Consider the following 12741-nt stretch of genomic DNA (forward strand, 5'->3'; position numbering starts at 1 on the left):
CCACCAGAGCGCCTCGCCATCACGACGCACAGTGACGGCACACCGCCCCCTCCCCCGGAGACCCCCTGCAGAAGCGGCCTCCGCCCCCCCTGGCGAGTCACGCCCCGTAGCGGTTTACTGGGAGTGAGCAGGGCAGAAACGGAGGCCCGGCGATGGAGTGTCCCCACCCACCCGGATTCCACACCGAGGTCCGCGAGCACTACGCGGCCACCGGCGCCGAAGTGGCCAGGCTGCTGCGCTCGGCGCCCGAGGACGTCTGGACCGCGCCCACCCCGTGCCGCGACTGGGACGTGCGCGCCCTGGTGAACCACCTCGCCGCCCAGCACCTCTGGGTGTGCCAGGCGATCGCCGGCTACACCCCGGCCCAGATCGGCCACCGCTTCGAGGGCGACGTGCTGGGCCGCAACCCGTCCGGCGTCTGGTCCATGGCCGTGCGCAGCGCACAACGCGCGCTCGACCGACCCGGCGCCCCCGACCTGCTGGTCCACCTCGGCTACGGCGTACGGGACGCGGGCGGCTACGCCCGCGAGCTGGTCGCCGAGACCGTCGTCCACGGCTGGGACCTCTCCCGGGCCCTCGGCGAGCACGGCCGGATGCCCCCGGGCTCCGCGCGCTACGCGCTCACGGAGTTCCACGGTTACCGCGACCTGGCCGGCACCGGCCGCTTCGACCCACCGTTCGCCGCGCCGCCGGGCGCGGACGCCGAGGCCCAGCTGCTGGCCCTCACCGGCCGCGACCCGGCGTGGTCTGCCGACCGCATCTGACACCGTCGCATCCCGCGCGGCCGCCGACGTCGGATCAGCGGGCGAGGCGGCCCAGGAGGGCGGAGGCGGACGTGATGCCGAGGGCGGTGGCGAGGGTGAGGACGCCGAAGTCCAGCAGCAGGTGCGACGGGGTGCCGATCAGCAGCCCGCGCAGGGCGTCGACCTGGTAGCTGAGCGGGTTGGCCAGGCTGACCGCCTGGAGCCAGCCCGGCATCAGGTCGACCGGGTAGAGGGCGTTGGAGCCGAAGAACAGTGGCATCGTGATCGCCTGACCGATACCCATCAAACGGTCGCGGGTGAGCACGATCCCGGCGATGGTCATCGAGAGGCAGGAGAAGAAGGCGGAGCCGAGGACCACCACCACGACGACTCCGAGCAGCCGCAGCGGGTTCCAGGTCATCGCCACCCCGAGCACCGCCGCGAGCAGCACGACCACGACGGCCTGCAGGACCGCCTTGACCCCGGCGGCGAAGGCCTTGCCGGTGACCAGTGCGGCTCTCGGGGTCGGTGTGACCAGCAGTTTGGTGAGCACCCCGGAGTCCCGCTCCCAGATGATCATGATGCCGTAGAAGATCGCCACGAACATCGCGGACTGCGCGATGATCCCGGGGGCCAGGAAGTCCAGGTAGGGGATGCCGCCGGTGGGGATCGCCTTCAGCCGGGTGAAGGTCTCGCCGAAGATCAGCAGCCAGAGCGCGGGCTGGATCGCCCGAGTGTAGACCTCGGTCCGGTCGTGGCGCAGCTTCTGGAGCTCGACCACGCACATCGCGGCGACCCGGGCGGGCACCTGGCGCCAGCCCGTCCGAGGCGGCGGGGGCACCAGCAGCAGGCCCAGGTCGGGTGCGTCAGCCGACGCGGTTGGCTGTGCGGCGGGTCCGGCGGACATCGTTGAAGTCTCCTTCCGCGCCCTCGCCGCGGGCGAGCCCGCGACCCGAGAAGTGGCGGAACACGTCGTCGAGCGTGGGATCGGGCAGGGCGGCGTCCTGCTCGCGGACCCGGGCCTTGAGTTCGCCGGGGGTGCCGAGCGCGCGGATCCGGCCCCGGTCCATCAGGGCGATCCGGTCGCAGTGGCGGTCGGCCTCGTCCATGTAGTGGGTGGTCACCAGCACCGTCATCCCGGTGGCGCGGCGGACGGTGTCGACCCGCTCCCAGACACTCGCGCGGGCGATCGGGTCCAGGCCGATGGTGGGCTCGTCCAGCACCAGCAGCCGGGGGGCGCTGACCAGCGCCTGGGCGAGTTCCAGCCGCCGCACCATGCCGCCGGAGTAGGTGCCGGCCGACCGGTCGGCGGCCTCGGTGAGGTCCACGGCGGCCAGCGCCTGGGCGACTCGCGCGGAGCGTTCGGCGCGCGGCACGTCGAAGACCCGGGCGAACAGCGCGACGTTCTCCCGACCGGTCAGTCCGGCGTCGGCGGAGAGCTGTTGCGGCACGTAGCCGAGCAGCCGGCGGACCTCCGCCCGGCGTCGGGCCGCGTCATGGCCGAAGACCCGGACCATCCCGGCCGCGGTCGGCAGCAGGGTGGTGATCGCTCGAATGGTGGTGGTCTTGCCGGCTCCGTTGGGGCCGAGCAGGCCGAAGACCTCACCGGCCCGCACGGTCAGGTCGACGCCGTCGACGGCCCTGGTACCGCCGCCCTTCCGGCGGCCCCGGCGGAAGGTGTAGGTCAGCGCGCGGCAGACCACCGCGTCGTCCGGCCCGGTCGTCATGGTCCGGTCCTCCCTCCGGCGGCGGGGGCCGCCGTACCCGCTCCGCCCGCGCGCCCGCGCAGGCCCGTCGCCACTCCGCGCAGCGCGGGCAGCGCGGCGGCCAGCGCCGCCCGGTCGCCGGCCGGCAGCCCCGCCACCACCTCGCCGACCAGCGCGTCCCGCCGCGCCCGCCAGGCCGCCAGCCGCTCCTCCGCCTCGCCGGTGGCGTACAGCAGGGCCGCCCGGCGGTCGGCCGGGTCCACCTCGCGGCGCAGCAGGCCGAGCACGACCAGCTGGTTCACCAGGGTGGAGACCGAGTTGGCGGCCAGGCAGAGCTCGGCGGCGGCGTCGGAGACCCGCAGACCGGGGAAGTCCGCCACCAGCCGGAGCAGTTCGACCTGGGCGCCGCGCAGCCGGGGCTCGGTCAGGCCCTCGCGCAGCCGGCGCCGCACCAGGCGCTGGATCCCGACGAGAAGGGTGGAGAACTCCTCGCCCAGCGCCGGGTCCGGCGGGCCCGGGACGGTCGCACTCATACCTCCGATTTTAGCTCTCAGTGAGAGCTGTCTGTCGAGAGGGCGTCGTGCCGGTTCCGCCTTCCCCGCTACAGCACGACGATCAGCACGCCGGTGGGCACCAGGGTGAGCAGCACGCTGGTCGTCCAGTACGCCCCGGCGCGGCCCGGGTCCGCGTACCGGTGCCGACGGCGGCGGCGCAGGAGGTGGTTGGCCGGCCACCAGACGGCCGCGAAGACCGCCAGCACCGGCACCGCGAGCATGAGCCACGGCAGCACGCCGTCGTTCTCCGTCGGCTCCCGCCTCGTCCAACCGAGTTCGGCGAGCGGCCAGTTGACCGCGAAGTACCAGAGCAGCCAGACCGGCACCACCGCCGGCAGGCCGAGCAGCAGGTTCACCGCGACGGCGGCGGTCGGGTACGTTCGCATCCGATCAGTATCCACGGGCCCCCGCCGGGTCCGGGCGGGCGGGCCCGGGCCGGACCGGACGGGGTCGGCCCGATCCGGTCCGGGCCCGGGCGGGGTCAGCCCAGGCCGGGCGGACGGCGGTCGGCCCACGGACGGGCCAGCTCCAGCGTGCGGGCCACCTGCAGCAGCAGGTCCTCCCGCCACGGCGCGGCGACGAGCTGGACCCCGACCGGCAGGCCGGTCGCCCCGTCGTGGTGCACGGGCAGCGACACGGCCGGCTGGCCGGTCACGTTGAACAGGGAGGTGAACACCCCCATCGGATAGCTGTTCCGCAGCGCCGCCAGCGGATCCTCGGCGGTGCCGGCCCGCCAGGCGCCGATGCGCGGCGGCAGGCAGGCCATGGTGGGCGTCACCAGCAGGTCGAACCCGGCGACGAAGCCCTCGACGATGCGCCGGGACATCCGCTGGGCCCGCCGCACCCCCTCCGCGTAGGCCCACGAGTCGATCGCGTGCCCCGCGTCGCGCAGCGCCCGGTTGTGCGGCTCGATCCGCTCCGGATCGGCCAGCGGCACCCCGGCGGCACCGAGGTTCCACATCGCGGTGAACTCCGTGACGAGTTCCTCGGTCGGCGGCAGCGGGAGCGGGGTGTCGACGATGCGGTGGCCCGCCGCTTCGAGCGTGCGCAGGACGGTGTCCACGGCCGCCGCGCAGGCCGGGTCCACGGCGATCCCGGCCACCGGCGGGTCCACCAGGACGCCGATCCTCAGCCCGGCCGGCGGGTCCGCCCACATCGCGTCGGCGAAGGAGCGCTCCGGGGCCGGGGGCGACCACCAGGCGGCCGGATCGTGGCGGTCGAGCACGTCGAGCACCGCAGCGGTGTCCGCCACCGTGCGGGTGACCACGCCACCGATGCCGAGCCCCTCGACGACGACGGCCCCGTTGGTCACCCGGCCCCGGGTGGGCTTGAGGCCGACCAGGCCGGTGCAGGAGGCGGGGATGCGGATCGAGCCGCCGCCGTCCTCGGCGTGGGCGAGGGGCGCCATCCCGGCGGCGACGGCGACGCCCGCGCCGCTCGACGAGCCGCCCGGCGTCCGGTCCCGGTCCCACGGGTTGCGGGTGGTGCCGAGCGCCTCGTTCTCGGTGAACGGCAGACTGCCGAACTCCGACGTGGTGGTCTTGCCGAGCAGGACGAACCCCGCGGCGAGGAACCTCCGGACCAGCGGCGCCGAGTCCTCGGCCGGCCCCCGGCCGGAGCCCGCGGACCCGTAGGTGGTGGGCCAGCCCGCCACGTCCAGCAGGTCCTTGATCGGCAGCGGTACGCCGTGGAACGGCGGGAGCGCGTCGGTGGAACCGGCCCGGACCACCGCGTCGGCGGCGGCGGAGGCGGCGGCGCGGACGGCGTCGTCGTCCCGGAAGCAGAAGGCGTTCAGCACGGGGTCGAGGGCGTCGATGCGGGCGAGGCAGTCCTCGACGATCTCGACCGGGCTCACCTCCTTGCGTCGGACGGCGGCGGCGAGTTCGACGGCGGAGCCGTAGGCGGTGGCGGGGGTGGAACCGTGGGCGACGCCGGGGCCGGTGGCGGAGGCGCCGACCGGGGCGGTGCCGGGAGCTTCGATCGATGGGTTCATCGTGAACCGTCCTCTCTGAACGGGGCGGTGGGCCGGTCGCCCCAGCGTCGCCCCGTCCGCGGCACCGCGTATTGGACGAATGTCGCGTAGCCTGGCGCCATGCGCCCCGTCGATCCGGCCCGCGCCCCCGCACCGGTGTGGGAGATCGCAACTCCCCCGCGCCCCTGCCGCATCCCGGGTGTCGGCATGGCCGGCTTCCGCACCTCCGCCCCCGTCGACCTCGACGTGGTGCCCTACCCGGCCGTCACCGTCGCCCTCGACCTCGGCGACCCGCCGCTCGCCGTCGACGACGCGACCGGCCGCCGGACGCACGGCAGTGTCGTGGTCGGCCTCGCGCCCGGTGGCGTACGCGGCCACGGCAGCGCCGTCACCTGCCTGCAGCTGCGGCTCCCGCCGCCGGTCGCGCACCGGATCCTGGGCGCCTCCTCGGAGTTGGGCGGCGCGGTGGTCGGTCTCGACCAGCTGTGGGGCCGCGACGCCGTCCGGACCGAGGAGCGCCTGCGCGCCGCCCCGTCCTGGGACGAGCGCTTCGCGATCGCCGAGGCGGCACTCGTCCGCCGGTTCGCGGACGGCCGGCCGGTGGATCCCGAAGTCGCCTTCGCCTGGGACCGGTTGGTCGCCCAGCGGGGCGCGGTGCGGATCGAGCTGATCGCCGCCGAGACCGGCTGGAGCCGCAAACGGCTGTGGTCCCGCTTCCACACCCAGACCGGCCTCGGCCCCAAGCACGCGGCCCGGCTCGTCCGCTTCGACGACGCCGCCCACCGCCTCGCCGCGGGCCACAGCGCCGCCCGGGTGGCGGCCGACACCGGCTACACCGACCAGTCCCACCTCCACCGCGACATCAGGACCTTCACCGGCACCACCCCCAGCACCCTCGCCAACGCCCCCTGGCTCAGCGTCGACCCGACCGCGTGGCCCGCCACCCGGCCCGACGGCGGTCACGCCTGAACCGAAGGATTCCGCCTCCCCGCCTCCCGGCCGCGTGCCACCCTGGGACTCCTGGCAGTCACCGGGCCCTTGGGGGAGGAAGCGTGACGTTCTGGGACCAACTGCCCACTCTGGCGGGCGTCGTCGTCGGTTCGGTGGGCTCGTACGCGGCGGCAAGCCTCACAGAACGCAGCCGCTGGCGGCGCGGCCGCGCCGAACGTTGGGACGACCGGCGCTTCCAGATCTACGCGAGCTACGGCAAGCTGCTCAAGGCCCAGATCCGGATCGCCCAAAGACTCGGTGCCGCCCGCAACTTCGACGGCGTGGTGGACCCTTTGGGGATCGACGAAGGCTTGGCCGACCTCGCCCGCGCGGAGTCCGAGCGGGCCGCCGAGTGGGAGTCGATGCTGCTGGTCGGTGACGCCGCGACGGTCGGAGCGGCGCGGTCGTGGCACGAGGAGTGCTGGAACCTGGAGCTGTACGCGCGCGGGCTGCGGTCCGACGCCGCCGGCTGGGTGCGGGCGGAGGAGCGGCTGAGCCACGCCCGCGACAGGTTCTACCTCTGCGCCCGGAAGGACCTGGGGATCGCCGGTCCGCCGCCGCCGTCCGGCAACTGGCCCCGGGCCTGGCAGCACGCCGAGCCCGACTCGGCGGCCGGCCCCGGCACGTCACCGCCCTGACCCGCGACGGCCGTGCACGGCTGTTCCGGAGCGGCCGGGCCGTGGCGTACCGTGACCGCATGGCTACCAACGCGTCCTCGCGGTACGACGCCGTGATCGTCGGCGGTGGGCACAACGGGCTGGTCGCCGCCGCGTACCTCGCGCGGGGCGGACACCGGGTGCTGGTACTCGAACGGCTGGCCCGGACGGGCGGGGCGGCGGTGTCCGCGGCGGCCTTCCCGGGGGTCGACGCCAGACTGTCGCGCTACTCCTACCTGGTCAGCCTGCTGCCGGCGAAGGTGGTGCGGGAGCTCGGGCTGCGGCTGGAGCTGCGCCGGCGCCGGATCTCCTCCTACACCCCGGCCGTCCGGGACGGGAAGCCCACCGGCCTGCTGGTGGACGCGGGCGACCCCGGCCGGACCGGGGAGTCGTTCCGGGCACTGACCGGGTCCGACCGCGAGTGGCAGGCCTGGCGGGAGTTCTACGGCACCACCGGCCGGGTCGCCGAGCAGGTGTTCCCGACCCTCACCGAGCCGCTGCCGTCCCGGACCGAGCTGCGCCGGCGGATCGGGGACGATGCCGCCTGGACGGCCCTGTTCGAACGACCGCTGGGCGAGACGGTCGAGCGGACCTTCGCGGACGACCTGGTGCGCGGTGTGGTCCTGACGGACGCGCTGATCGGCACCTTCACCCATGCCCACGACCCCGAACTGCGGCAGAACCGCTGCTTCCTCTACCACGTGATCGGCAACGGCACCGGCGACTGGGACGTCCCGGTCGGCGGCATGGGCGCGGTGACGGACGCGCTGGCCGGGGCGGCGCTGGCGGCCGGCGCGGAGATCAGGACCGGGCACGAGGTCACCGCGATCGCGGGCGACGGCCGCGGCGACGCCGAGGTGTCGTACCGGCACGCCGACGGCGAGGGGACGGTGGCCGCGCGCCGGGTGCTGGTGAACGCCGCGCCCGCGACGCTGGCACGGCTGCTGGGCACCGCACCGGAGCCCGCGCCGGAGGGCGCCCAGCTGAAGGTCAACATGGTGCTGCGCCGGCTGCCGCGGCTGCGCGACCCCGGCGCGGACCCGCGCGACGCCTTCGCCGGAACCTTCCACATCGCGGAGGGCTACCGGCAGTTGGAGACGGCGTACGCGGAGGCGGCGGCCGGGCGGATGCCCTCGGCGCCGCCGTCGGAGATCTACTGCCATACCCTGACCGATCCGTCGATCCTCGGGCCGGAGGCCGTCCGGCAGGGGCTGCAGACACTGACCCTGTTCGGTCTGCACATGCCGGCCCGGCTGTTCGGCGACCCGGCCGCCAAGGAACGCGCCCTGGCCGCGAGCCTGGCGCAGCTGGACGCGGTGCTGGCCGAGCCGATCGCCGACTGCCTGGCCGTGGACGCCGACGGCCGGCCCTGCGTCGAGGCGCGGACGCCGCCGGAGCTGGAGCGGGAACTCGGCCTGCCGGGCGGCCACATCTTCCACCGCGACCTGGCCTTCCCGTTCACCACCGAGGAGCCCGGTCCGGGCGGCGGGGAGGGCTCCGGCACGGCCGCCGCGCGCTGGGGCGTGGCGACGGCCCGTCCGGACGTACTGCTGTGCGGGGCGGGGGCCGTCCGGGGCGGCGGCGTCAGCGGCGTCCCGGGGCACAACGCGGCGCGGGCCGCCCTGGAGGACCTCGCCCGCGGCCGCTGAGGCCCGAAGGCGCCACCGAGACCAGGAGGAACGACTCGAGGCCGGGCGGGACGACTCGAGGCCAGCAGGGACGGCTCGAGGCCGGGAGGGGCGGCGCCGGTCGGCGCCGCCCCCGCGAAGACGTGCCTCAGGCGCGGGCGAGCACCCAGGCGCCGAGGCCGTTGCAGCCCCCGGCCTGGTAGGTGGTGGAGCGGAAGCCCGCCGGGACGGGCGAGCCGGGACAGGTCAACAGGCCGACCCGGGCGATGTTGTGGAGCCACGCACCGGCGCCGTCACAGCCGGTCCGCTGGTGCCCGGTGATGACGTACCCGGTGACGACCGGGGAGCCCGAACAGGTCCAGATGCCGTCGTGCGGAAGGTTGTGCTGCCACGAGCCGATGCCGCCGCAGCCGGCGCGCAGGTGGTTGCTGATGACGTAGCCGGGCACGACCGGGGAGCCGGAGCAGGTCCAGATGCCGTCCTTGACCAGGCTGTGGCGCCACGCGCCGATGCCGCGGCAGCCGGGCTTGCTGTGATCGGTGATCACGTACCCGGCCACCACCGGGGAGCCGGAGCAGGTCCACATACCGTCCTTGACCGGCTGCTGGTACCACGAGCCCCGGCCGCCGCAGCCCTTCGGGTCGTAGTCGGTGTTGACGTTCCCGGGGTCGACCGGGTCGCCGCCGCAAGCCCAGTGGGCCGACGCGGCCGCACCGACGGGCTTGGCCTCGGCCACGGTCGCACCGGCCACCGTGCCGCCGAGCACGACGGCCGCGACCAGCGCGAAGGCCGCCGCGACGGCACCGGTGCCACGGCCGACGGCCAGGGCCGCCACCCGCTTCCATATCTGACGATCACTCATGTTCGATCCAATCCGGTCGGGTCGAGGAACGAAGGGGAGATCCCGGCACCGCCGGGGTCTCCGGCGGGGGATGGCAGCCACCCTAGGGTGATCATGGAGTGATGACAGAGTGGGGGAGGCAAGAAGTCCTTCACACGAACTACATTGTCCGAAACCTGTCACTTCGACCCGTCTGACGGGGCTTTCAGCAGCTGGGCACACCGCCGCACGGCACCCCGGTAAGGTGGTGGATCGTGGCCAGTCGTAAAACGTCGATCATGGAAGCAGCCGCGCGGGTGATCGCGCGGCGCGGGGTGCGCGGACTGCGGGTGGAGGAGCTCGCGGCCGAGGCGGGCGTGTCCACCGCGCTGATCTACTACCACTTCAAGGACCGCACCGGGATCCTCCGGCAGACCCTGGAGTTCATCAACGACCGGGCCGAGCGGTACACGACCGAGCGCGATCCGGACGCCCCGCCGCCGACCGCGCGCGAGGAGCTGGAGCAGACGCTGCTGCTGGAGCTCCAGGACAGCGTCGAGGTGCGGGAGAACAGCACCGCCTGGGGCGAGCTGCGGGCGAGCGCAGTGTTCGACGAGACCCTGCGCGAGGACCTGGCGCGGGCCACCCGGATCTGGGTGCAGGAGATCGCCGAGCTGCTCGGCGCGGTGCAGCCGATGTCCTCGGCGGTCGCGCTGGCCGGGGCCGCCGAGCGGCTGACCGCGCTGCTGGAGGGCCTCAGTGTGCGCTGGCTCAGCGGGAGCCTTCCGCTGGCGCACGCCCGGACGCTGCTGACCGAGGCCATCGACACCGAAGTGAGCCGGCTCGGCTCCTGAGCGGAGTCACCAAACCGGGCATCCGCCGACAGAACACCCCGGATCGTCACTCTCCGTGACTATCGAACCGTCCTGCGTCATGGCTCGCCGAAAAGTTTGACTGATTTTTCAGTCAGTGCGACGCTGACACCGCAGGCGGGGTGCAGCCGTCGGCCGTTCCCGTGGTGCGCCGGTGCGTGGTGGCGCGAAGAGTGGAGCCGATGGCCCGTGCACCCCTCCCGGCACCGTCGCACGATCGGAGAACTCTCATGACCCGCTTCCGCCACGACCGCTCCGCCGAGGACTTCCCCTGGGTGCCGGCGGACGACGTCCCGCACGCGCGGACCTGGATGTCCTGGCCGTCCCGCCGGGGGGTGTGGGGCCTGCGCCTGGGCGGGGTCCAGGAGGACATCGCCCTGATCGCGCGGACCGTCGCCGAGTTCGAGCCGGTGGTGATGTGCGCCCCCGACGACTGGACGGCGGGCAAGGCCCAGGACCGGTGCGGCTCGGCGGTGGAGGTGATCAGCGCGATCCCGACCGACGACCTGTGGATGCGCGACACCGCGCCGGTGTTCCGCCTGGACGGCCGCGGCGGACTGGACGCCGTGGTCCTCAACTTCAACGGCTGGGGCGACAAGCAGGTCCACTACGACGACGCCCTGGTCGCCGAGCGCATCGCCACCCGGCGCGGCCTGCGGTACACCTACGCGGACTTCGTCGGCGAGGGCGGCGCGATCGAGACCGACGGCGACGGCACGGTGATGGCCACCGAGAGCAGCCTGGTCAACAAGAACCGCAACCGGCGCATGAGCCGGGACGAGATCGAGGACGCCGTCCTGGAGGCCTACGGCGCGGACACCATGATCTGGCTGCCCGGCATCAAGGGCCAGGACATCACCGACGACCACGTGGACGTCACCTCGCGCTTCGTCCGGCCCGGTGTGGTGATGGTCCAGCTGCCGCCCGCCGACCGCAACGACGCCTGGGCCAAGGACGCCCGCGAGCAGTTCGCCATCCTCTCCGCCGCGACCGACGCCCGGGGCCGCCGGCTCCAGGTGATCCCCGTGCACGGCCCCGACACCGTCCGCTCCCGCAGCTCCAAGTTCGTCGACTCCTACCTCAACTTCCACGTCGTCAACGGCGGCGTCATCACCGCCCAGTTCGGCGACGCGTACAAGGACGCCGCCGCGAAGGAGGCGCTCGCCGCGGCCTTCCCGGGCCGCACGGTGGTGCAGATCGACGTCGACCGCCTGATGGCCGGGGGCGGCGGCATCCACTGCTCGACCATGCACGAGCCCCTGCCGCAGGTCCTGCCGTAACCCCCGCCGCCGCAGCAGCACGCCCCCACCGCAGCACCCCGACCAGCTGCACCCCGACCAGCTGTGCCCCGACCAGTTGCGCCCTGCGCCCCACCGACCCCGTCCCCAGCCGGAGGATCCGTATGACCAACACCATGTCCCGCCGCACCGTGATGCGTTCCCTCGCCGGTGCCGGAGCCGGCGCCCTCGTCCTCGGCCTCACCGCCTGCGACCCCACCGGCGCGAGCGATCCCGACGGCACCGGCGCGCTCCCCCCGTCCGGACAGCCGGGCTCCCCCACCGGCACGCCCGCCGAGACCCCCACCACCGCGCCCACCACCGCGCCCGGCACTCCGGCCGCCACCGCGACCCCCACCGGCGCCTCCGGCGCCCGCCGCTTCGGCGCCGAGTGGGACAGCCACCTGCGCACCGTGATGTCCTGGCCCGCCTCCGAGAACATCTGGGGCGAGCAGCTCCCCGAGGTCCGCAAGGACATCGCCGCCCTCGCCCAGGCCATCGCGGCCCGCGAGCCGGTCGTCCTGATGGCCCGCCCCGATCAGAAGGACGCCGCCCAGAAGGCCTGCGGCCCGGCCGTCGAGGTCCTGCCCGTCACCGTCGACGACCTGTGGGCGCGCGACACCGTGCCGGTGTTCGTCGAGGAGGGCGGAAAGGTCAAGGGCGTCGACTTCAACTTCAACGGCTGGGGCCGCAAGCAGCAGCACGGCAACGACGCCAAGGTGGCCCGCACCGTCCTGGCCAAGTACGGCGTCGACCGGATCGAGACCAGGCTGGTCGCCGAGGGCGGCTCCTTCGAGACCGACGGCGAGGGCACGCTGCTGGTCACCGAGAGCTCCGTCGTCAACGACAACCGCAACCCCGGGATGAGCCGCGACCAGGTCGAGGCGGAGCTCAAGAAGGCCCTCGGCGTCACCAAGGTGATCTGGCTGGCCGGTGTCAAGGGCAAGGACATCACCGACGCCCACGTCGACTGCCTGGTCCGCTTCGTCGCGCCGGGGGTCGTCGTCCTCGACAAGGCCTTCCCCGGCAGCCCGCCGGACGTCTGGTCCCGCTCCGCCGACCAGGCCCGGTCGGTGCTGAGGAACGCGACCGACGCGCGAGGCCGGAAGCTGGAGGTGGTGGAACTGCAGCAGCCCGACCCCGAGAGGATCACCGGGCGCGGCGACGCCTTCGTCTCCTCCTACATGAACTTCTACATCGGCACCAAGGGCGTCTACCTGCCGAAGTTCGGGGACCAGAAGGCCGACGAGCACGCCCAGCAGGTGCTGAAGAAGTACTTCCCCACCCGGGAGATCGTCGCCGTGAAGATCGACGGGATCGCCGGCGGCGGCGGTGGCATCCACTGCGCCACCCACGACATCCCCGCCCACGGCTGACCGACCGTCCGGCGGCCCGGGACACCGGGGAGACCGGGACACCGGGACACCGGGACACCGGGACACCGGGGACACCGGGGAGACCGGGGAGACCGGGGAGACCGGGGAGACCGGGGAGGCCGGGGACACCGGCTGCCCCGCGAGACC

The 12741-nt window shown here is 74.1% G+C and carries 13 protein-coding genes; 7 read left to right on the plus strand and 6 right to left on the minus strand.

The annotated features are described in order from the left end of the window. Nucleotides 1-152: 152 nt before the first annotated feature. The gene (locus ACIPYS_RS30570) at nucleotides 153-764 is read left to right on the plus strand and encodes a TIGR03086 family metal-binding protein (protein ID WP_093859123.1); all 612 of its coding nucleotides are present in this window, start codon (nucleotides 153-155) and stop codon (nucleotides 762-764) included. A 34-nt stretch (nucleotides 765-798) separates the two neighbouring features. On the opposite strand, the gene ACIPYS_RS30575 is transcribed toward ACIPYS_RS30570, so the two are convergent. The 5 genes from ACIPYS_RS30575 to ACIPYS_RS30595 form a co-directional block, all read right to left on the minus strand. Further along, entirely contained in the window at nucleotides 799-1650 is an 852-nt protein-coding gene (locus ACIPYS_RS30575) for an ABC transporter permease (RefSeq protein ID WP_400752160.1), read from the minus strand. Continuing rightward, entirely contained in the window at nucleotides 1610-2470 is an 861-nt protein-coding gene (locus tag ACIPYS_RS30580; RefSeq protein WP_400752163.1) for an ATP-binding cassette domain-containing protein, read from the minus strand. The genes ACIPYS_RS30575 and ACIPYS_RS30580 overlap by 41 nt, the downstream gene beginning before the upstream one ends. After that, nucleotides 2467-2982, minus strand: a complete 516-nt coding sequence (locus ACIPYS_RS30585) for a MarR family winged helix-turn-helix transcriptional regulator (protein WP_093859141.1) — start codon at nucleotides 2980-2982, stop codon at nucleotides 2467-2469. The genes ACIPYS_RS30580 and ACIPYS_RS30585 overlap by 4 nt, the downstream gene beginning before the upstream one ends. Nucleotides 2983-3050: 68 nt before the next feature. Beyond that, nucleotides 3051-3389 carry a hypothetical protein gene (locus tag ACIPYS_RS30590; RefSeq protein ID WP_400752167.1) on the minus strand — a complete coding sequence of 113 codons (339 nt, stop codon included), beginning with the start codon at nucleotides 3387-3389 and terminating at the stop codon, nucleotides 3051-3053. A gap of 95 nt (nucleotides 3390-3484) precedes the next feature. Continuing rightward, on the minus strand, nucleotides 3485-4996 hold the full coding sequence (locus ACIPYS_RS30595; RefSeq protein ID WP_400752170.1) for an amidase: 1512 nt from the start codon (nucleotides 4994-4996) through the stop codon (nucleotides 3485-3487). Between the two features lie 99 nt (nucleotides 4997-5095). On the opposite strand from ACIPYS_RS30595, the gene ACIPYS_RS30600 reads away from it, so the two are divergent. The 3 genes from ACIPYS_RS30600 to ACIPYS_RS30610 all read left to right on the plus strand — a co-directional run bounded on the left by ACIPYS_RS30600 (nucleotide 5096) and on the right by ACIPYS_RS30610 (nucleotide 8270). Beyond that, nucleotides 5096-5944: a helix-turn-helix domain-containing protein gene (locus ACIPYS_RS30600; RefSeq protein ID WP_400752173.1), complete on the plus strand. Its 849-nt coding sequence runs from the start codon at nucleotides 5096-5098 to the stop codon at nucleotides 5942-5944. 83 nt (nucleotides 5945-6027) lie between these two features. Then, on the plus strand, nucleotides 6028-6603 hold the full coding sequence (locus ACIPYS_RS30605) for a hypothetical protein (protein ID WP_093859145.1): 576 nt from the start codon (nucleotides 6028-6030) through the stop codon (nucleotides 6601-6603). 59 nt (nucleotides 6604-6662) lie between these two features. Further along, complete coding sequence (locus ACIPYS_RS30610) at nucleotides 6663-8270, plus strand: phytoene desaturase family protein (protein WP_400752177.1); 1608 nt, start codon at nucleotides 6663-6665, stop codon at nucleotides 8268-8270. Nucleotides 8271-8397: 127 nt separating this feature from the next. On the opposite strand, the gene ACIPYS_RS30615 is transcribed toward ACIPYS_RS30610, so the two are convergent. Beyond that, nucleotides 8398-9111: a hypothetical protein gene (locus ACIPYS_RS30615; protein WP_400752180.1), complete on the minus strand. Its 714-nt coding sequence runs from the start codon at nucleotides 9109-9111 to the stop codon at nucleotides 8398-8400. 257 nt (nucleotides 9112-9368) lie between these two features. On the opposite strand from ACIPYS_RS30615, the gene ACIPYS_RS30620 reads away from it, so the two are divergent. The 3 genes from ACIPYS_RS30620 (at nucleotide 9369) to ACIPYS_RS30630 (ending at nucleotide 12594) form a co-directional block, all read left to right on the plus strand. Then, entirely contained in the window at nucleotides 9369-9923 is a 555-nt protein-coding gene (locus ACIPYS_RS30620; RefSeq protein WP_400752183.1) for a TetR/AcrR family transcriptional regulator, read from the plus strand. A 248-nt stretch (nucleotides 9924-10171) separates the two neighbouring features. Next, nucleotides 10172-11221, plus strand: coding sequence for an agmatine/peptidylarginine deiminase (locus tag ACIPYS_RS30625; protein ID WP_231978352.1), 1050 nt, complete (start codon nucleotides 10172-10174; stop codon nucleotides 11219-11221). A 122-nt stretch (nucleotides 11222-11343) separates the two neighbouring features. Further along, the gene (locus ACIPYS_RS30630) at nucleotides 11344-12594 is read left to right on the plus strand and encodes an agmatine deiminase family protein (RefSeq protein WP_400752186.1); all 1251 of its coding nucleotides are present in this window, start codon (nucleotides 11344-11346) and stop codon (nucleotides 12592-12594) included. Nucleotides 12595-12741: the final 147 nt, after the last annotated feature.

The sequence above is a fragment of the Kitasatospora sp. NPDC089913 genome (assembly GCF_044748625.1).
GTDB lineage: Bacteria > Actinomycetota > Actinomycetes > Streptomycetales > Streptomycetaceae > Kitasatospora.